Source organism: Hymenobacter bucti (assembly GCF_042681145.1).
Taxonomy (GTDB): Bacteria; Bacteroidota; Bacteroidia; order Cytophagales; family Hymenobacteraceae; genus Hymenobacter; species Hymenobacter bucti.
Window position 1 is genome coordinate 449537 of record NZ_JBHUFD010000018.1, and the last position, 18483, is coordinate 468019.

The following is an 18483-nucleotide window of genomic DNA, read 5'->3' on the forward strand; positions in this document are numbered from 1 at the left end:
ACTCGTTCCGCAAGGCACTTTCTGAGCCCCTCTAGGTGCACCTTAATGGCAACGTCATCGAGTTTACCGCCAACCTTAGCTAAGTCATCCAGTAGCTACGCAAGGTGAAGAGCCGTTTTACGTGTTGCGAATGACCATCCTTAACATGAAACTTTTGCCCGAAAATGCTTATTTCACCACTCAAAATCGGTCGTCGACCACTTGTCTTTTCTTCCTTTAGCTGAGTTAGGGCTTGGGCGCCGATGACTGCGCTAATTTCTGTTGATAGGCCCAATCCTCGGGCGAAAGGATGGCTTGCAAAAACGCATCGTAGCCCAGGTCGCGGCGCTCGAGCGCGTGCCGCCGTAGCGGCAGGCTGTTCTTGCTCGCTTCAAACCCATCGCGTTCCATGGCTAGCCGCATCTTATCGGGTAAGCCTGCGAGCCAATGGTGGAAGTCGTCTTCCGTCACCTCACCCGCGGCCTGCTGCTGGTAGCGGTAACTGGCGTTGACGAGCCGAAACAGCCGGGCGTGATAGGCCCGTTGTGCTTCTGGCAGCGTGGCGAGAAATTAGAGTTGCGACCGGTGGTACTTATCCACGGGGTGGCGAGGGTACAGTAGCTCTTCCATGCAGAAGTCAGGTAGGTAGATTAGGCTAGTCGGCCCTGCCGCACGTAGGCGCTCAGCACTTCCGGCGCGTGGTAAAGCAGGCCCCCGGCATCCTCGATTTCTTCCAAGTCGACCTGCGGGCTATCGCTGCGCAGCACCTGCCAGACCTGGGCAAAGGCCACGCGGACGGTCGACCACTGGCGGCGGTCATAGGGGTCCAGCAGTACCGAGCAGGTGAAAGCATCTGACTCTATGATCAGGTCGCGAGTGGTCTGGGCCTGCAGGTGGAGCAGGCTGAGCAGCACGGGGCCGTCCGGGCTCTCGAAAGCGGTCGTATTAATCAGGTAGTGATTGGCGGGGTCTGTCAACCCGGCTGCTACCGCCGTCAGTAGGGTGATCAGTGGGTACTCTCCCGAAGTAGGAGTTACTGCATAGGCCTGATTAATATCGGCTGGGCCGGAGTGCTCTTTATAGACCACCGCATTATAATAAAGGATAGTGTCTGGTCTATAGCTCACCTCTTCGGCCGCTTGCTCAGCAGGCGTGAGGACCTTGCGGCAGAGTTGGTAAAGTTGGGCGAAGGGCACGGTGACACGGAAGCGGTCAGCCCACGGACCCGGATAGTGCAGTTCGCCTTGTTCAGGGTAGCGGACAAATTCTGTGTCGAAGGCCACGAAATCCGAGCCAATTTCCACGTTTCAAACCTCGCCTCGCCGCAGGGCAAAAACGGCGGGGAAGTGCCGGTAGCGCGGGTGGTTCGTGCGGTCGTAGTAGTGTCCCTTTAGCAGATAGGTAATGGCGGGGTCGGCCAGGTCCGCGACGAGTTGCTGGAGCAGAGCTGGTAATTGAGCCGAATCGGTGGCGGGAGCGGGCTGGTTGGGGGTGGGGTCCATAACGAGGAGGCTAGTGTTGGCAAGATAAGATACTTGCTTCCTCCAACTGACTACCGGCACCCAGAGCCTGCTGCGTAACCCAGCTACCTGATAAGTATTGCTGACCGAAATTCCTTAGCGGGGTTTTCTGTTCCTACTCTAGTGAGACCCCTTAAAGTCTGCTACCCGCATCCTTGAGCAGGTAAGTGCCCCGGCTAGCGTTGGTTAAGCTGAATCACGAAGCGTGTGCCTACCCCCACCTGGCTGCTGACCTCGATGGTACCGCCCATCGCTTCCACGTGCGTTTTGACCAGGAACAAGCCCAGCCCCCGGCCTTGGTGCCCACCGTGGAAGCGCTGGTAGAGTTGGAATAATTTAGCTCCGGCCTTGACCTGGTCAAAGCCCGAGCCATTGTCCGCGAACTGAATCGTAGCTCCGCCATGCGCGCCTGCCTCGCTCGCAATGGTGATGTGTAAGGGGCGCGCTGGCGCGCGGTACTTCAGGGCATTAGAGAGCAGATTATCGAACAGGCTGTACACGTAGGCCCGGGTGCCGCGCACCAGCAGGCCTTCCGCCACGTCGAGCGTGACCTGGCCCCCGCACGCGGTCAGGGCCGGCGTCCAGTGCTGGATAGCTTGCTCACAGACCTCGGCCAGCACCACGGTTTCGGGGGTTTGCTGGTGCTGCTGGTCGCGCAGGGAAAGCACCAGGTTCAGGTCGTGGAGCACGCCATCCACTTGTTCGAGGCTCTGGCGCAGATACCCCAGCGAGGCATCAAATACGGGACTGTGCTTGCCGACCCGGGTGAGCAGCTGGCTTAGCCCTAACGCGTTGGCTAGCGGGGCCCGCAGATTGTGCGAAAGCATGTAGGTGAACTGTTGCAAATCACGATTGTGCTCGTACAGGTCCTGCGTCAGCTGAGCCTGCTGGGCTTCCATCACCTTTTGCGCATTGATGTTCTGCTGAATAGAGATGAATTGCGTCAGCTCGCCGGCTTGGTTGTAGATGGGCGTAACGTGGAGCAACACCCAAAGCTTCTCGCCGGCTTTCGTGTAGGTGAGAATCGGCACGGAGAAGGGTTCGGGCTGACGGAAGTAGGCGCGGATAGTCTCTTGGACCGCCGGGTCGGTGTCGGGGCCGTCGAGCACGGCACCGGGAAAGCGACCTAGCAGGTCGGCCAGGACATAGCCCGTGTGCTTGGTGAAGCCTTCGTTGACCCATTCGGTGCGGCCCTGGGCATCGCTAATGAGCACCCCGTTGTCCGTGCCCTGGGCCACCAGGGCCAGCTGCTCCAGGTGTTTAGCCGCCGTAACCCGGTCCGTGATGTTGGCCAGGAAAATGGCAAGTCCCTCAGCAGTAGGCCGGGCTTTGACTTCCAGCCACCGGTTCGTGCGCGTAGAAAGCGCTTCAAAATGGACGGGCTGCCCTGAATCAACCGCCAAGTGCAGGTAGTAGCCGAAGCGGCTGTTGACCGTGTTGGGAAAGACTTGCCAGTGGTTTCGGCCTAGGCACTGTTGACGGTCGATTTGCAGCACTCGCTCGGCCTGGTCGTTGAAATGGGTAATGGTCCAGTCCGTATCAACCTCGATATAGGCATCGGCAATGCGTTCGAGCAGGGCATTGCCCGCCGGGATTTCTGTGGGGCGCGTGACAAGCTGGGATTCGACGGTGCGCCCCATGCAAAGTAGCAACTCCGTCGCAGGCCATCGAAAGACTGACCACGCGAGCGCTACTGCCTGCCCCGTCTTGGTCAGGCAGCGACCCTCGAAGCAAACGGGCGTAGCTTGCTGCCGAGCGGCCTGGTAGGCGGCCTCGACCTGGGCATAGTCGGTGGGATGAAGAAGGGTGCGGAAGGGTGCCCCAGTAAGTTCCGCTGGCGCGTAGCCCAGTACGCGCTGGCCGGCCATACCTATCCGCCACAAGCGGTCGTGCTGGTCCAGGGCACACAGCACGTCGGAAGAAGAAAGTAGTAGGTTCTCTACCATCTGAAACTCGTCACGGATGCCCATCTGCAGAGACTTACTGTTGAGGAGCGGAAGATACTAATCAGCGCTGTTCGCCCGTCTTACTACCTGTATCGCGAGCGACAGGGAGCCAGTTGATAGCTTACCATCGTTTGGTCCTTAGCTGCTTTCATGTGGAATGCCTTTAGAGCGTGTTTAGGAATTAGCTGAGCAAAAAGAAACGAGCCAGTAAGTTGCGGTGGGAGTTCCTAGGCTCCCGCACGCATTATGGTTGACGGTCATCAACCCCTTACTGACTCGCAGTGGCAAGTTATCGCGCACTTGCTGGCTGTGCAGCGCAAACGCCACCACTGTCTGCGGCAAGTAGTTGACGCCATGCACAATAGCTGCCGAACTGGTTGTCAGTGGCGGTATTTGCCCGCTTGCTTTCCCCCTGGCCTGCCGTGTATTACTACTTCCGCCGCTGGCAGGCGGACGGCACGTTAGCCCGCCTCAATCAAGCCAGTAACCGCGCGGACCGGCTGGCGCAAGGGCGTCTGCCTACGCGTTCGCTGGCACTAGTCGATGCGCAAAGCGTCAAACTGGTCCCGCGCCTGGGCCAGCAGCGGGGCCTCGATGCCCACAAGCGCGTCAAAGGCCGTAAGCGCCAGCTACTCTGCGACACGAGCGGGTGGATTTGGCGCGTCGCGTGCACGCAGCCAATGGCCACGACAGCCGTGGCGCCAACCCCCTATTACCTGCCCGGAACCAGCTGCGACCAGTCTGGGCTAGTCGTCTGCGCAGCGTGTTGACGGACAGGGCGTATCAGGGGCGCTTTGCGCACTATGTGCAGGCCCTGGGCTGGCAACAGCAACTGGGTAGTCGTCCCCCAACTGCCGGACGTAGCTTCGTGCCGGTGACCAAACGCTGGGTCGTGGAGCGCACCTTTGCCTGGCTCAACTGCTTCCGCCTCGTGGTTATGGACTATGAGCGCCAGCCAGTTAGCCATGGAGCTTGGCTGCTAGTTGCCAACCTAACTATGTCCCTCCGACGAACTACTAGCTCCTAATTCCCAAACACGCTCTTAGAGGGTGTTTGGGAATTAGGCTTTCGTTAAGCAACTGAGACACACGGTCATGTTGGCAATGAGCAGCCAAGTTTCGTGCGAGCGCGGGGTAAATTCGTAGTCGATGGCTAGTCGCCGAAAGCCAGTGAGCCAGGCAAAGGTGCGCTCCACGAACCAGCGCTTGGCTACGGGTATGAAGCCCCGGGTGCTGGGCGGACGACTACTCAGTTGCTGCGTGAGGCTGAGCTTGGCCACGTGCCGGGCGAAGCGCCTCCGAGGGTATAGCCGCGCTGGTGTTGCCGCCCGCATATGCCACGGGTGTGTACATGGTGCGCGCCGATGGCAAAACGTTGCGCCTGACGGTCAAATGAAGCACTTCTGGAGCTGGAATGGCTACTGCCCGCCCTCTGACGTCACTCCTGCTGCCCACTGCTGGCCGCACCAATAAAAAAAGGCAATGAGTGACGCACTTGTGGTAGAAATCAAGTTTAGCGTAATTTTATCCCCTTGCTGATATGCTATAACAAGGCCATAGAATAAGCGTTTTTAAAACAGGTCGTCATGCTCATCTGGTGGCCACGCAGTGAAGCATGACGACCGTTTCTGGTTTTCCTTGTTCAGAAAGGCTGCTAATAACTACTCACTATTCGCCGCCGCAAAAAAGCTTTCCACCACCCGCGGCAGGAAGGGGTAGGGGCTGAGCGTGTGCGGCAGCAGATACAGCCCCAGGCGGTGAAGGCCAAACTCTAGGGTGGCCAGGCGGGTGCCTTCGGCAAAGGCGGCCGCGTCGGCAAAGCGGCCGGTGCGGGCGTGCAGCTGCTGGCGGTAGTAGCCTAGGTAGCCGGCGCGCAGGTGGTAGCGGTCGGGCCCGAGCACGAAGCACAGCAGCTCCACCGCGTCGTACTGCGGCAGGTGGTAGGTGGCCAGCTCCCAGTCGTAGGCCACCAGCGCGGGCTGGCCGTCGGGGCCGGGCCGGAAGCACGTATTGCGCGGGTTCAGGTCGTTGTGAATGAGCGTTTTGGATAAGGCACTGAGCGTAGCCCAATTGCCCGGAGTACCGCTGATAGCCTGCCCTAGGTGCCGCCGCCGCGCCGCCGAATAGAGGTCCGGGAACTGCCGCCCGGCGTGGTCCAGCAGGGCCTCCCAAAGCGGGGCGAGCTGCGGCCAGGTGGCGGGCGCGGCCTCGGGCGGCGCGGCGCCGGCTGGTACCAGATGGTGGGCGTGCCAGGCCGCGAGCTGGCGCAGGGCGGCGCGCAGGTGCGCATCGGTCCAGTGCGCGGGCGCCAGCACCGAGTTTAGGAGCTCGCGCTCGCTGAGGTCTTCTAGTACCACGAGGTAGGTATCGGTGGCCGGGTCGGCGTGGGTGCCCCACACGCGGGGCAGCAGGGCGGCGGCCGGGCTGGCCGGGGCGGCGTACACGGCCAGCTCGCGCCGGTGCGTGTTGCCGAAGCCGGTGAGATATTCGAAGGCCGGGTACACCTCGGCCACCGCCCCGCCGCAGGCCTGGGCCAGGCCCGTAATCATCTGGCAAATGGCGCGGCCGTGGGGCTTGGCCTTGAGCACCAGGCGCTCGGTGCGCCAGGGCTGGCCGGCCTCGCGCAGCTCCACCTCCAGCCCGTAGAGGCCGATGGGCTGCGCCGTGCGCCCCGCCGTGAGGCTGGATAGAATGCTGGTCGAGCTATCGAGCGGCCTCGGGCGCACGGCCCGCACTTCGGCCGCCTGGGCCGGGGCGTGCTGGCGCAGTAGGGCTTGCAAAAAGTCAGGATTCATCGCGAAAAGGCAGTAGAAAGGAGGACGGAAGAATAAGCGATAAGCGACGAGAACTGAGCGGCGGGCGCATCTGCGCCATCCGTTAAATCAGTTGAATCCGTGAGGTAGTCGAGCACCCGCACGCCGCCGAAGTAGAAGCAGGCATCGTGCGCGCCTAGGTCGGTAGAAAGGGCGGGCAGCAGCGGCACGGCGGCCGTGCGCCGGGGCGCCTGCGCTTGCAGCAGGTTCCAGAAAACCAGGCGCAGCGGGGCCGGCCGGGTGGCCAGCGCCCGGCTCACGCGCCCAAACTCGGCGGGGCTGACGTACTCAAAAATGTTGGACAAGCTGGCCTTCGTCACATCGTGTCCGGCGGCCGATAGCAGGAACTCGCTGGCCTCGCCCGTCACGAGCCGGAGTCTTGATAGGCGGCGGCGCAGCAGCTGGTGATTGGCCGCCCGGTAGCAGGGCGGTAGCAGCGCTTCGGGCAGGTTTTCGGGCCCAAAAAACAGGAAGCGGAAAAAGAAATTATCCCGCGCTAGCTGCTGGCCCAGCTGCCGCCGCAGCCGCTCGTAAAAGGTGGTGCCGCCCGACTCGGCCGCGTAGCGAAACAGGCGCGGGTCGCGCCCTTGGCTGAGGTTAACCGCGTCGAAATACGCCCCGAACCGCGCTCGAAAATCGGGCTGGTCCAGCTCCTGCCGGAAGTACGCGGCCTGCTCGGCCACGCTATCGCAGTCGAGTAAGCCGCGCAGCCGGGCTTGCCACGCGGCCGGCAGGCTGGGCACGAAGCCCGTGACGTAGCTTTCGAGCTGCCCGGCCAGCAGCAGGCCCCTAGGGTGCTGGGCGAGGTAAGCGGCCCAGGCGGCGTAGTCGGCCGGGGGCAGCGTGGTTTGCAGCGCCACGGTGGCCGCCGCCACGGCGGCCGGGCCAGCCAGGCCCAGCAGCCCGCGCAGCACCGCCGGCGGGTGGTGCGCGATGGCGTGCATCTTGAGGGCCAGCAGCTGGTTTTGCAGCGGATTGAGGTCGATGGCCGTGACTTGGCGCGGGCCGGCGAGCAGCGCATTCAGCGCGTTGCAGCCCGCCGAGGTGATGATGAGGGCATGGTCGGCGGGCCCTAGGTCGAGCGCCTGGTACAGCGTGGCGTGGTCTTCCCACACCAAGCCGTAGCGCAGGCGGTCGAGAGGAATGTGGGCAAATTCGGAGTGCATAGCGAGCGGTAGCAGAAGGGAGGTTAGCGGAGTAAGTCGTAGCGAATTTTGGAGAAGTGCCGGCCATCGACGGGCAGCCGGGCGCGGTGCGACACCCGCCCTAGCAGCCCCGGCCCGAAGGCCGCCGCGCTGGCCGCCTGCACCGCCGCGGCCGTGGTGCTGCCGGCCACCCACACGTCGAAAGCCGAGCCATCGGGGCGGGGCAGCGCGGCCACCTGGGCCACGCCCGGCAGCTGGCGCAGGCAGTGCTCGAGCTGATAGTGGCCCACGCCGCGCACCAGGATGGCCGCGCCGCGCCGGCCCGTGAGCCAGAGCTGCCCGGCCGCGTCGAGGTAGCCGAAGTCGCCGGTGGGTAGCCAGGCGCCGGGGGCCTGCGCCACGTGCGGGCCGCGCACCAGCACTTCGCCGGCCTGGTAGCGCGGCGGGCCGGCGGGGGCGCCCAGGTCGGTGGCGGTGGCCGTGGGCTGCCACACCGGTTGCGGCTCATAAAGCATAAGGTCGAGGCCGGCGTGCGGCGAGCCCACGCAGTAGCCCAGGCGCGGGTCGAGGGCCGGGCCGGTAGCGGCCCGCACCGCAATGGGCTCAGCCTCGGAGGCGCCGTAGATGACGTAGCACACGGCCCGCGGGAAGCAGCTGCGCAGCGCCGCCAGCAGCCGCTCGGGCACCGGCGAGCCGCCCACCCCCAGCGCCCGCACCGCCGGAAACGTGGCTGGGTACTGCCCTAGGTAGGCCAGCAGCTGCTCGAAATAAAACACGTTGCCCGTCAGCGTTTCAACGCGCTCGGTAGTCAGCTGAGCTATTATGCGGGCGGGGTCGAGCAGCGCCAGTTTACCCCTAGATAGGTCGGGCACGATGCTGAGCGTGCCCACGGCCAGGTTGTGCAAAATGACGTTGGGAAACAGCGGAAAGTCGCGCTGCCCCGGCCAGGGCGGAAACTGCGTGCGCAGCGCCTCGTGCTGGGCTTGCAGCACCCGGTGGCTGCGCCGCACCGCCGCCGGCCGCCCCGACGCCGAGCCCGAGCTGTGCGAAATCAGTGCCGGCTGCTCGGGGCGCACGGCGCGCAGCACGGGCGTGGCCACGGCGCCCGGCGTGGGGCCGGCCCAGTCGTCGTAGCCCGCCGCAGCGGGCGCGGCCACGCAGCGGCAACCCACCAGGCGCCCCAGCCACCCCAGCCGACGCTGCGTGCCGGGCGCTACCACCGCCCGCCCAATGCGCTCTGCTTTGAGCAAGTGGTACAGCGTGCGGGCGCTCGCGTCCGCCGGGGGCAGCACGGGCACCCCACCCAGGCCCAGTACAGCTAGCAGCGCCGCCACCAGCTCGGGGCTGCCGGGGTGGGCCAGCAGCACGGGCGCACCCAGGGGCAAGGGGCCGTTGGCCTCCAGCGCTTGCTGCCAGGCCACTACCCGCGCCAGCAGGGCGGCCCCGCTCACGCGGAGCGGGGTGGCGCCGGGCTGGGCCGCGGGCCAGCGCAGCACTTCCTGGGCGGGCTGCTGGCGCAGCGCTGCAAACAAGCGCTCGGCAAAATTGGGGTGCTGGGCCGGCGCGGCGGGCGGCGGCACTGGCAAACAAACGAGGGGCGAAGCAGGAGCGAGAAGCATGCCCAAAGGTGCCGGCCGGGTGCTCGCTCGCGCCAGCCTATTTCTGTAGCAAACTGACTTTAGAAACCAAAAAAATCAGTAAGCTGCTGGTGCTGTCGCCGCATGCTATCAAACAGCACACGCCACATTAAATACTTGTAAAACAGTATTTAGTGTGGCGTGTGTGGGCTAGGTGCCGCGTTGGCGGGCCGGTAGCAAAGGGCGCGGGCTTCGGCCAGCAAGTAGACTTTAGAAGGGGCTTAGGCCGAAGCGCTTGGTACCCGCGTATTAGCGCCCTAGGAGTTCGTGGAGCTGGCGGCGGGTTTCAACCAGTTCGGTAACCTCGTAGGCGTAGATGGTGATGCCGGCGGCCTGGCCGCCTTCGTCGAAGCGCTGGTAGAACGAGTTGAAATACGCATCGCGCAACTGCCCGCTGCCGTCACCGGTGCCGAGCCGGATGAGGATTTCGCGGCCCTGGTAGCTTTCGCCGGTGGCGTACACCTCGTCGAGCGCTTCGAGAATACCCTGGCCTTGCAGCTCGGGGAAGGCCTCGGCCGTGGTGCGGCCCACCAGCTCGGTGTGGTGCACGAGGTTGGCCAGGCCTTCATTGACAAACTCGAAGCGGTGCGTGGGGCCCCGCGTGATGCCGATGCAGGCGGGCGCCTGCATGAGTAGGCCGTAGAGGGTTTGGCGCTGCTGCTGCGCCAGTTGGTAGTTCTGGTAGGCTTGCTCGGAGAGCAGGGCCTGCTGCTCGTTGTTGTCGAGCAGCTCTTCCACCATTTGCTTCTGGTCGTGGATGTCGGTGGCGCCGCCCACCCACATGGTTATCGTGCCATCGTCGGCGCGGCGGGGCTCGGCGCGGCTCAGCAGCCAACGGTACTCGCCATCGGCGCGGCGCAGGCGGTACTCGGCCTGAAACGAATCGCCCGTAGTGATGCAGTGCTGCCAGGTAGTGTGCACCCGCGCCTGGTCGTCGGGGTGCAGGCTGTTGGCCCAGCTTTCGCCAATCTCCTCGGCCAGGGTGTGGCCGGTGAAGGCCAGCCAGCGCGGGTTGAAATAATCGGCCTCGCCGGTAGGCGTGGTGGTCCAAATGAACACCGGCAGGCTTTCCAGAATGAAGAGCGTGCGCGACTGCTCCTCGGCTAGCCGGGCCTGGGCCTCGGCGGCGGCCCGGGCAATGCGCAGCTGCTCGGTCACGTTTTGGGTGCGCTGCACAATGTATTGCAGCCGGCCCTGGGCGTCGAGCACGGGGTAGTGGGTGGCTTGCCAGTAAAACTCCTCCAACTGCCCATCGGCCCCGGCCAGGTCGTAGCGAATGAGCGGCATGGTGTGCGGCGCCAGGTGCTGGCGCACGTAGTCGTGCGACTCGCGGATGACGGCCGCGCTGCCATCGTCGGCGGCGGGGTAGGCCTCAAAAAATGGCTTGCCTACGGCTTCTTCCCGGCTTTTGAGCGACACGGCCACGTGGCTGTCGGTATTGTCGAGAATGGTGGCGTCGGCGTCGGGCGCAATCAGCAAAAAATTCTCCGGGAGCGACCGAAAAAGGTGTTGGTAATCGACGGGAAGAGCAGAGTCAGGCATCACAAATCGGCTAGAGCGGGGGCGAAAATACGCATTTCCATCGCCTAAAACGTAGCGGCCCCGTCGGCGTTGCCCTGCGGCGCCCAAACCCGCTTGCCTGACGGTTCAAGCCGGGGTTTTGCGGGTTCAGCAGCTTTTACTTGAGGGCCGCTACCTAGGCCGGGCACCTTTGGGCCACCAAGCCACCCCAACCGCCCGGCCCCATGAAATCTTCGCTACTCTGCCTGCTGCTTGCCGGCGCCACCCTAGGTACCGCCGCCGCCCAGACGCCGGCCACGCCGCTCGCCACTGCGGCGCCCGCCCGCCCGGCCCTAGGGCCCACCCAGCTCAGCGGCACCGTGCTCGACGGGGCCGGCCGCCCGCTGCCTGGCGTAAACGTGTTCCTGAAAACTACCTTCGACGGGGCTACTACCGACTCGCTGGGCCGGTTTACCTTCGGCACCACGGCCACGGGTACGCTGCCGCTGGTGTGCACGCTCATCGGCTACGAAATGCAGGAAACGCCGCTGGCGCTGCCCGGCGGCGCGCTGGTGCTGCCGCCCCGCCGCCTGCGCGAAAGCCGGGCCTCCCTAGGTACGGTCAGCATCGTGGCGGGCGCCTTTGAGGCCAGCGATGAGAAGCGCGCCGCCGCCCTCAAGCCGCTCGATATCTTGACCACTGCTGGGGCTAATGCCGACATCGCCAGCGCCCTCAACACCCTGCCCGGCACCACGCGGGTGGGCGAGGAAGGCAAGCTGTTCGTGCGCGGCGGGGCGGCCTCCGAAACCCGCTACTACCTCGATGGGCTGCCCGTGCAGAGCTTCTACGGCGGCAGCACGGCGGGCGTGCCGGCGCGGGGCCGGTTTGCGCCCACCTTGTTTAAGGGCACGCTGTTCAGCACGGGCGGCTACTCGGTCGAGTATGGGCAGGCGCTGAGCGCGGTGGTGGGGCTGAATTCCATCGACCTCGACCCGGAGACCCAGACCGGCATCTCGCTGCTGAGCGTGGGCGGCAGCCTGTCGCGCACTCAGCGCTGGGACCGTACCTCGGCCTCGGCTACCATTGATTACACCAACCTTGCGCCCTACTTTGGCCTCACCGCGCCCGACCAACGCTGGGAGCAGGCGCCGCAGCGCCTAGGTGGCTCGGTGCGGCTGGCCCACCGCGCGGCGGGCGGCGGGCTGTTTAAGATATACGCTACCTACAGTAGCCAGCGGGTGGCCACCCGCCAGGCCGACCCCGAGGCCGCCTACGCCGCTACCGGCCGCCTCACGGCGCTGCAAAATGAAAACTACTACCTCAACACCACCTACCGCACCGCCCTGCGCCGCGGCTGGAGCCTGCACGCCGGCCTGGCCCTAAGCCGCGAGCACAACGCCGTGCAGCCCGAGCCCCAGCGCATCGAGGAAGTAGAGCGCACTGCCACCGCCCGCGTGGTGCTCACCAACGACTCGGCCAGCACCTGGTTCAATCTCAAGCTCGGCGCCGAGGCCACCGCCCAGCGCTACGACTTGCGCTACCAGGCTACGTCCGAGGCGCCCACCTACACTCCCGGCTTTCTGGAAAAGCGCCCCGCCGTATTCGCCGAAAGCGAGCTGAGCCTGGCGCCGCGCCTCACGGGGCGGGTGGGGCTGCGGGGCGAGTACTCGGGCCTGCTGCGCCAGGCCAATTTGGCCCCGCGCCTGGCCCTGGCCTGGCAACTGGGCGGCGGCCAGCAGGTGGCCGCCGCCGGGGGCCTGTTCTACCAAAGCCCCACCAACGACCTGCTGCGCGTGCAGCCGGCCCTAGGGTTCGAGCGGGCGGCGCACTACATCCTCAGCTACCAGTACCAGACCAGCGCCCGCACGCTACGCGCCGAGCTCTACCGTAAAGACTACCGCGGCCTGGTGCGCTTCGATGGCTATAACGTGCTGAACGCCGCGGCCTACGCCAACTCCGGCGCCGGCTACGCCCAGGGCGTGGACGTGTTTTTCCGCGACCGCTATCAGACGTTTAAGAAGGTGGATTTTTGGGTGAGCTACGGCCTGCTCGACACCCGCCGCCAGTTTCGCGGCGACCTCGCGGCGGCCGTGCCCACCTTTGCTGCCACCCACAACCTGAGTTTGGTGGGCAAGTACTGGTTCGAGAAGCTGCACCTGCAAGTGAGCGGCACCTACGCCTACGGCAGTGCCCGCGCCTATCACAACCCCAACCTGCCCGGCTTCAACCAGGGCCGCACGCCCAGCTACCAAAGCCTCGACCTCAGCCTGAGCTACCTCACGCACCTGGCCGGGCAGTACACCATTGTGCACCTAGGTGTAACTAACCTGCTCGGCCGCGACAACATCTACGGCTACCGCTACGCCACCACGCCCGATGCCGCCGGCCGCTACGCCGCCGCGCCCGTGCGCCAGTTGGCCCCGCAGTTCATCGTGGCTGCGCTGCTGATTTCGATTAACAAGAAATCGACCGGTGATACGTCGGTGGCGCCCGATTAGGGTTACGTGGGCGGCGAGCCCTTTCCGCCGGTAACTTCACGGCCCGAACCTGTTTGCACCCTATGTTTCGATTTCTCCGCGCTACTCGCTTGTCTTTGTTGAGCCTACTCATCGCTCATTGTTCATTGCTCATTGATGCAAACGCCCAGGCGCCCAAAACCTACACGTCCTCCGAAATCCTCCTAGGTCTCAAAAAGCTCAACGTCGTGGGCTCGGTGATGTACATCGCCGCCCACCCTGATGACGAGAATACCCGCCTGCTAGCCTACCTCGCCAACGGCCGCCAGCTCGAAACCAGCTACCTCAGCTGCACCCGCGGCGATGGTGGCCAGGACCTCATCGGCCCCGAGCTGCGCGAGCAGCTCGGCGTCATCCGCACCCAGGAGCTGCTGGCGGCGCGGCGCATCGACGGGGCGCACCAGTACTTCACCCGCGCCAACGACTTCGGCTTTAGCAAGACCTCGGCCGAAACCTTCACCATCTGGGACAAGGAGCAGGTGCTCAGTGACATGGTGTGGGTTATCCGCCAGCGGCGGCCCGACGTGCTCATCACGCGCTTCCCGCCCGATGCCCGCGCCGGCCACGGCCACCACCAGGCCAGCGCCATCCTGGCCGCCGAAGCCTTCGACGCCGCCGGCGACCCCAAGCGCTTCCCCGAGCAGCTCAAATACGTGCAAGCCTGGCAGCCCAAGCGCCTCTACTGGAACACCGGCAGCTACTTCGTGAAGCCCGGCGAGAACATGGATGGGTATTTGAAGCTTGATGCCGGCGGCTATAACCCGCTCCTGGGCCAGAGCTACGGCGAAATCGCGGCCCACTCGCGCTCGCAGCACCGCAGCCAGGGCTTCGGCTCGGCCGCCCAGCGCGGCGAAGCCATCGAGTACTTCCAGTTCGTGAAAGGCACGTCCGCCAAAACCGATTTATTCGAAGGCATCGACCAGACTTGGGGGCGCGTTACGAATGGCGCGGCGGTGGGGAAAATGGTGAGCGAGGTGATTCGGACTTATGACGCGGCGAACCCGAGCGCTAGTGTGGCGGGGCTGGCTAAAGCTTACGAAGCACTTGCTCGTCTGAGAACGGGTGCAAAAGACTTGTTTTGGCTGGATGAAAAACTGACTGCTATTTCTACCCTGCAACAAGCCTGCTCAGGAATTTATGCGGAGGCAACTGTAAGCGAGCCGACGCTTGCCAGTGGCGGACAAGCTTCCGTTACCTATGAGATTCTGAATCGGTCGGCTTTGCCCATCACGTTAAACAAGGTCAGGCTCTCGAAAAGTCATTTCCCGGGCGACCCTACTACGATAACGCTAGATGAGCCGCGCATAGACCCTAAGCAAACCGCTGAACTGAGCCCTGGGAAACGAGTGACTGGTACCCTACCTGTTGCGGGTTTTAGCAACGCGCTAATTTCCCAGCCTTACTGGCTGCGCGAGCCTGGTTCAGTAGGGATGTACAAGTTCTCGGAGCCGGAGTCGGATTTTACCAGCATCTCTCATTTTGTGCGCGGCATGCCCGAAAACGCGCCAGTGGCGTCGGTAAGCTTTTCATATGCCGTAAAGGGAGTACTACTATATTATTCCGCTACTGTCCCCGTCCAGTACAAGCACACTGACCCGGTCCTAGGTGAGCTCTACCAGCCGCTGGCCGTGGTGCCGCCGGTGCTGGTGAATATCCCCGCCGCCCGCGCCTATGTCTTTGCCGACCAGCAGCCCAAGCCCGTGCCCGTGACGCTGCGCGCCGGCCAGGCTGGGGTAGCTGGGTCGCTGGCCTTGCAGGTGCCCAGCGGCTGGCAGGTCGAGCCCGCCACGGCCGCCTTCAACTTGAAGAACAAGGACGACGAGCAAACCATCAATTTCACGCTGCGCCCGCTGGCCGGCGCGGCCGAGGGCAAAGCCGAATTGCGCGCCGTGGCCACCGTGGGCACCGAGAAATATAGCCGCGGCATCCAGACCATCGAGTACCCGCACATCCCGACCCAGACGCTCTTCCCCGAGGCCACGGCCCCGCTAGTGCGCTTGAACGTGGCGCGCGGCCACACCCGCACCATCGGCTACCTCATGGGCGCCGGCGACGAGGTGCCCGAGGCCCTGCGCCAGCTCGGCTACACCGTGAGTCTACTCGACCCCGCCACCGACCTCACCACCGAGCGCCTGGCCAAGTACGACGCCGTGGTGCTGGGCGTGCGTGCCTACAACGTGCTCGATAAGCTAAAAACCCAGCAGCCGCAGCTGCTCAAATACGTTGAAAACGGCGGCACCATGCTGGTGCAGTACGTCGTGAACCGCGGCACGGTGCTACCCGAAATCGGTCCCTATCCCCTCACGCTATCCGCCGACCGCGTGACGGTGGAGAACACGCCCGTGACGTTCCTCACCTCCCAAGTGCCGCTGCTGAGCGCGCCTAACAAGCTCACGCCCGCCGACTTCGCCACCGGCTGGATACAGGAGCAGGGCCTCTACTACCCCGCGCAGTGGGATGCGCACTATCAGCCCGTCGTGGCCAGCCACGACCCCGGCGAGACTGATAAGCAAGGCGCCATCCTGGTGGCGCCCTACGGCAAAGGGCGCTACATCTACACCGGCTTGTCGCTGTTTCGGGAGCTGCCGGCCGGCGTGCCCGGCGCTTACCGGATATTGGCCAACCTAGTAGAGTCGGGCGGGAAGTAGCCCAACGAGTTGTATCGTGGACCCTGCGGGTCCGCGGGTGGCGTGCTCTGTCTAGTGCACGCCACTCGCGGACCCGCAGGGTCCACGGTACTTTCTGCCCAAACGCCTCCTCCCGCTTTTCGGGCGGTTCGGGCGCACCTAGGGCTGGTTCGGCAACGGGGAATTTGGGGCAGGAGCGGGGTGGGGCACCTTTGAGCCATCAACCCGGCCAACCCGCCACATCCCCATTACAGCCATGAAAAAGCCGCTTTTTGCCCTTGCCCTCGTAGCCGCCAGCCTCAGCGCCACTGCCCAATCGAAGGAAGGCGTAAGCCAAACTACTGTCGCGCCCACTGCACCCACGGCCACGCCCGCCGGCTACGCCGAGCTGCTTGGTGCCACCATCACGCAGGTGATGCACACCGGCGACGCGGCCGAACTCAAAACCCTCGCCGCCAAGCTGGAGCGCGCCGCTGCCGTAGCCCCGGCCGACTGGTTGCCCCGCTACTACCAGGCCTACGCGCTGCTCATCAGCGTATTCCAGAGCCAGGAAAACGGCGACGCCAAAGACCAGCTGCTCGACCAGGCCGAAGCCGCCCTCGCCCAGGCCCGCCGGCTGAAGGGCGACGAATCGGAGCTGCTGACGCTGCAAGCCTACGTCTACCAGGCGCGCCTAGGGGTTTCGCCCATGCTGCGCAGCATGAAGTACTCGCGGATGGTGACTGAGGCCGTGGCCCAGGCCAAAGCCCTGAACCCCAACAACCCGCGGCCCTACCTGGTGGGCGCCAACAACGTGTACTACACGCCCAGCGTGTTTGGCGGCGGGGCCGAGGCGGCCAAGCCCCTCTACGAAGAGGCCAAGGCCAAGTACGCCACCTTCCGGCCCGCCAGCCCGCTGGCGCCCAGCTGGGGCCAGAGCCAAGTGTTGGGCCGCCTTAAAAAGTACGATGTCGCCTCGCAGGCGGCCAAATAAGAGGCTCCTAGGCACCTCCCAGTGGCGGGCGGCGGCCTGGCTGCCGCCTGCCAGTAGCTTATTACTTTTATGACTGTTTTACTTGCTTCGCCGCCCGCCGTGTCTGCTCCTTCACCGCCCGTTTTGCCGCCGCCTTTTGCCCTGGCCAACCAGCAGCTGGGGGCCGCCAAGGCCGAAAAAATATCGCAGGTGGGCGCAGTCTGGCGCCGCCTGGGCTGGATAACGCTGGCCAACGCGCTAGTGGCCTTCCTGTACGCGCCGCCGCCCTGGCGCGACCCTAGGCAGTACGCCATCTCGCTGGCTTACTCGCTGGCCTACTGCGTGGGGCTGTGGCTGGCCAATGGCTACACCGTCGATTGGCTCAATATCAAGGTAGGGTGGGATGCCCAGCCCATCCGGCGGCTGCTGTTCACGGTGGGCGCTTCCACGCTGGCCTCGCTGCTGGTGATAGTGGGCGTGAGCGAGGGCTTTTCCATCCTGCTCTGGCACCGGGCGCCGGGCTACACCTTGCAGCACCACTTCCTGGCGCAGTCGGCGTTTCCGCTGCTGCTCACGGTGGTTATCTCGCTGTTTTTGCACTCGCGCTCGTTTTTGCTGGCCTGGCGCGAAGCCACCGTGCGCGCCGAGCGCCTCGAAAAAGAGTCGGCCGTGGCGCGGCTCGACTCCTTGCGCCGGCAGGTAGACCCGCACTTCCTGTTCAATTCGCTGAATGCCCTCACTTCGCTGGTGGAGGAGCACGACCCGGCCCGGGCGGTGCGCTTCATCCGGCAGCTTAGCCAGGTGTACCGCTACGTGCTCGACAGCCAAAGCCAGGAGCTGGTGCCCCTGGGGGAGGAATTGCAGTTTGCCGAAGCCTACATTTTCCTGCAAAAAACCCGCCTCGACGAAGCCCTGCAAGTCGAGCTAGACATGCCCCCGGCCGCCGACCTAGGGGCCTGTTACGTGCCGCCGCTGGCCTTGCAGCTGCTGCTCGAAAACGCCCTTAAACACAACACCGCATACCAAGCCGACCCCCTGCGCCTGCACGTGGCCGTGGATGCCGCCGCCCGCACCCTCACCGTGCGCAACACCCTGCGCCCCCGCCGCCTGGCGGCCAACGAAGCTTCGGGCCGCGGCCTGGCCAACCTGCGCGCCCGCTACGCCTTCCTCACCCCGCGGCCCGTGGCGGCGGGCCCCGTGGGCAATGAGTTCGTGGTTACCTTGCCGCTGCTGGCCCTGTAGCCAGTCGCCCCCAGGGCGTAGGGTTAGGCTGATGAGCGCGTGAAAAAAGCTTTTTACCCCGAGCTTCTGTGGGTGCTGTGCGCCCTGGCAGCCGCCGGCATCGGGTGGCTGCTGGTGCGCCGCGGCGCCACCCCCAACGGCCGCGTGGCCGTGGAGCAAGTCCTGCGCGAAATAACGCCGCCCGACGTGGAAAGCCTGACCGTGTATCCGCTCGTGGCGGGCGCCGGCCCGGCCCGCCCGTTTCAGGTGCGCGACGTGGCCCGGCTGCGGCGGCTGGTGCCGGCGCTGCGGGCGTTGCGCCCCGTGGCGGCGAGCGCCGGCCCCGCCTTCCAGCCGCTGCTAGAAGCCACGCTGATGGTGCGCCTGGCCGCCGCGCCCGCCGAGGCCTGGCAACTGCACAGCCGCACCCTCATCTTTCGGCTGGCGGCTTCCAGCGAGGGCGAGGTGGCGCAGCTGGCCCAAACCAACTATTTCTACCACGCCGCCGCCCTCAGCCAGCAGCTGTGGCAACTGCGCGACAGCCTGGCCCGCTCCCGATAACGGTACCGTGGGCCCGGCGGGTCCGCGTATGAACCCGGTTGACGCGCGGACCCGCCGGGTCCACGGT

General features: G+C 64.9%; 16 protein-coding genes. 7 read left to right on the forward strand and 9 right to left on the reverse strand.

Annotation, left to right across the window (positions count from 1 at the left end):
• Positions 1-225: 225 nt before the first annotated feature.
• The 4 genes from ACFSDX_RS21095 to ACFSDX_RS21110 all read right to left on the reverse strand — a co-directional run bounded on the left by ACFSDX_RS21095 (position 226) and on the right by ACFSDX_RS21110 (position 3469).
• Positions 226-402 (reverse strand): hypothetical protein, encoded by a 177-nt coding sequence (locus ACFSDX_RS21095; RefSeq protein ID WP_382317181.1) that lies wholly within the window; start codon positions 400-402, stop codon positions 226-228.
• A 227-nt stretch (positions 403-629) separates the two neighbouring features.
• Positions 630-1283 (reverse strand): hypothetical protein, encoded by a 654-nt coding sequence (locus tag ACFSDX_RS21100; RefSeq protein ID WP_382317183.1) that lies wholly within the window; start codon positions 1281-1283, stop codon positions 630-632.
• 3 nt (positions 1284-1286) lie between these two features.
• Complete coding sequence (locus tag ACFSDX_RS21105) at positions 1287-1481, reverse strand: hypothetical protein (protein WP_382317185.1); 195 nt, start codon at positions 1479-1481, stop codon at positions 1287-1289.
• Positions 1482-1675: 194 nt separating this feature from the next.
• Positions 1676-3469, reverse strand: a complete 1794-nt coding sequence (locus tag ACFSDX_RS21110; protein ID WP_382317187.1) for a PAS domain-containing sensor histidine kinase — start codon at positions 3467-3469, stop codon at positions 1676-1678.
• A gap of 222 nt (positions 3470-3691) precedes the next feature.
• Between ACFSDX_RS21110 and ACFSDX_RS21115 the strand changes: the two genes are divergently transcribed.
• Complete coding sequence (locus tag ACFSDX_RS21115; RefSeq protein ID WP_382317189.1) at positions 3692-3910, forward strand: transposase; 219 nt, start codon at positions 3692-3694, stop codon at positions 3908-3910.
• Between the two features lie 202 nt (positions 3911-4112).
• On the forward strand, positions 4113-4472 hold the full coding sequence (locus ACFSDX_RS21120) for a transposase (protein ID WP_382318217.1): 360 nt from the start codon (positions 4113-4115) through the stop codon (positions 4470-4472).
• Positions 4473-4505: 33 nt separating this feature from the next.
• Here ACFSDX_RS21120 and ACFSDX_RS21125 read toward each other — a convergent pair whose 3' ends face one another.
• The 5 genes from ACFSDX_RS21125 to ACFSDX_RS21145 form a co-directional block, all read right to left on the reverse strand.
• Positions 4506-4724, reverse strand: coding sequence for a hypothetical protein (locus tag ACFSDX_RS21125; RefSeq protein ID WP_382317191.1), 219 nt, complete (start codon positions 4722-4724; stop codon positions 4506-4508).
• A 381-nt stretch (positions 4725-5105) separates the two neighbouring features.
• Complete coding sequence (locus tag ACFSDX_RS21130) at positions 5106-6239, reverse strand: aminoglycoside phosphotransferase family protein (RefSeq protein ID WP_382317193.1); 1134 nt, start codon at positions 6237-6239, stop codon at positions 5106-5108.
• Positions 6236-7423: a DUF3419 family protein gene (locus ACFSDX_RS21135; protein WP_382317195.1), complete on the reverse strand. Its 1188-nt coding sequence runs from the start codon at positions 7421-7423 to the stop codon at positions 6236-6238. Before ACFSDX_RS21135 ends, ACFSDX_RS21130 begins: the two co-directional genes overlap by 4 nt.
• A gap of 23 nt (positions 7424-7446) precedes the next feature.
• Positions 7447-9021, reverse strand: coding sequence for an AMP-binding protein (locus ACFSDX_RS21140; protein WP_382317197.1), 1575 nt, complete (start codon positions 9019-9021; stop codon positions 7447-7449).
• A 267-nt stretch (positions 9022-9288) separates the two neighbouring features.
• Positions 9289-10581: a PAS domain-containing protein gene (locus ACFSDX_RS21145; RefSeq protein ID WP_382317199.1), complete on the reverse strand. Its 1293-nt coding sequence runs from the start codon at positions 10579-10581 to the stop codon at positions 9289-9291.
• 203 nt (positions 10582-10784) lie between these two features.
• Between ACFSDX_RS21145 and ACFSDX_RS21150 the strand changes: the two genes are divergently transcribed.
• From ACFSDX_RS21150 to ACFSDX_RS21170, 5 genes are all read left to right on the forward strand, one after another.
• A complete protein-coding gene (locus ACFSDX_RS21150) occupies positions 10785-13037 on the forward strand; it encodes a TonB-dependent receptor (RefSeq protein WP_382317202.1) in 2253 nt (750 codons plus the stop codon).
• 62 nt (positions 13038-13099) lie between these two features.
• The gene (locus tag ACFSDX_RS21155; RefSeq protein WP_382317204.1) at positions 13100-15703 is read left to right on the forward strand and encodes a PIG-L family deacetylase; all 2604 of its coding nucleotides are present in this window, start codon (positions 13100-13102) and stop codon (positions 15701-15703) included.
• A gap of 235 nt (positions 15704-15938) precedes the next feature.
• Positions 15939-16655: a hypothetical protein gene (locus tag ACFSDX_RS21160; RefSeq protein WP_382317206.1), complete on the forward strand. Its 717-nt coding sequence runs from the start codon at positions 15939-15941 to the stop codon at positions 16653-16655.
• Positions 16656-16724: 69 nt separating this feature from the next.
• Positions 16725-17876, forward strand: coding sequence for a sensor histidine kinase (locus ACFSDX_RS21165; protein WP_382317208.1), 1152 nt, complete (start codon positions 16725-16727; stop codon positions 17874-17876).
• Between the two features lie 39 nt (positions 17877-17915).
• Entirely contained in the window at positions 17916-18416 is a 501-nt protein-coding gene (locus ACFSDX_RS21170) for a hypothetical protein (protein WP_382317210.1), read from the forward strand.
• The last annotated feature ends 67 nt before the right edge of the window (positions 18417-18483 follow it).

Coding starts and splice junctions, on each gene's coding strand:
- ACFSDX_RS21095 (WP_382317181.1), bottom strand. CDS start 402: ATGCGGCTAGCCATGGAACGCGATGGGTTTGAAGCGAGCAAGAACAGC.
- ACFSDX_RS21105 (WP_382317185.1), bottom strand. CDS start 1,481: ATGGACCCCACCCCCAACCAGCCCGCTCCCGCCACCGATTCGGCTCAA.
- ACFSDX_RS21110 (WP_382317187.1), bottom strand. CDS start 3,469: ATGGGCATCCGTGACGAGTTTCAGATGGTAGAGAACCTACTACTTTCT.
- ACFSDX_RS21115 (WP_382317189.1), top strand. CDS start 3,692: ATGGTTGACGGTCATCAACCCCTTACTGACTCGCAGTGGCAAGTTATC.
- ACFSDX_RS21130 (WP_382317193.1), bottom strand. CDS start 6,239: ATGAATCCTGACTTTTTGCAAGCCCTACTGCGCCAGCACGCCCCGGCC.
- ACFSDX_RS21135 (WP_382317195.1), bottom strand. CDS start 7,423: ATGCACTCCGAATTTGCCCACATTCCTCTCGACCGCCTGCGCTACGGC.
- ACFSDX_RS21140 (WP_382317197.1), bottom strand. CDS start 9,021: ATGCTTCTCGCTCCTGCTTCGCCCCTCGTTTGTTTGCCAGTGCCGCCG.
- ACFSDX_RS21145 (WP_382317199.1), bottom strand. CDS start 10,581: ATGCCTGACTCTGCTCTTCCCGTCGATTACCAACACCTTTTTCGGTCG.
- ACFSDX_RS21150 (WP_382317202.1), top strand. CDS start 10,785: ATGAAATCTTCGCTACTCTGCCTGCTGCTTGCCGGCGCCACCCTAGGT.
- ACFSDX_RS21155 (WP_382317204.1), top strand. CDS start 13,100: ATGTTTCGATTTCTCCGCGCTACTCGCTTGTCTTTGTTGAGCCTACTC.
- ACFSDX_RS21160 (WP_382317206.1), top strand. CDS start 15,939: ATGAAAAAGCCGCTTTTTGCCCTTGCCCTCGTAGCCGCCAGCCTCAGC.
- ACFSDX_RS21165 (WP_382317208.1), top strand. CDS start 16,725: ATGACTGTTTTACTTGCTTCGCCGCCCGCCGTGTCTGCTCCTTCACCG.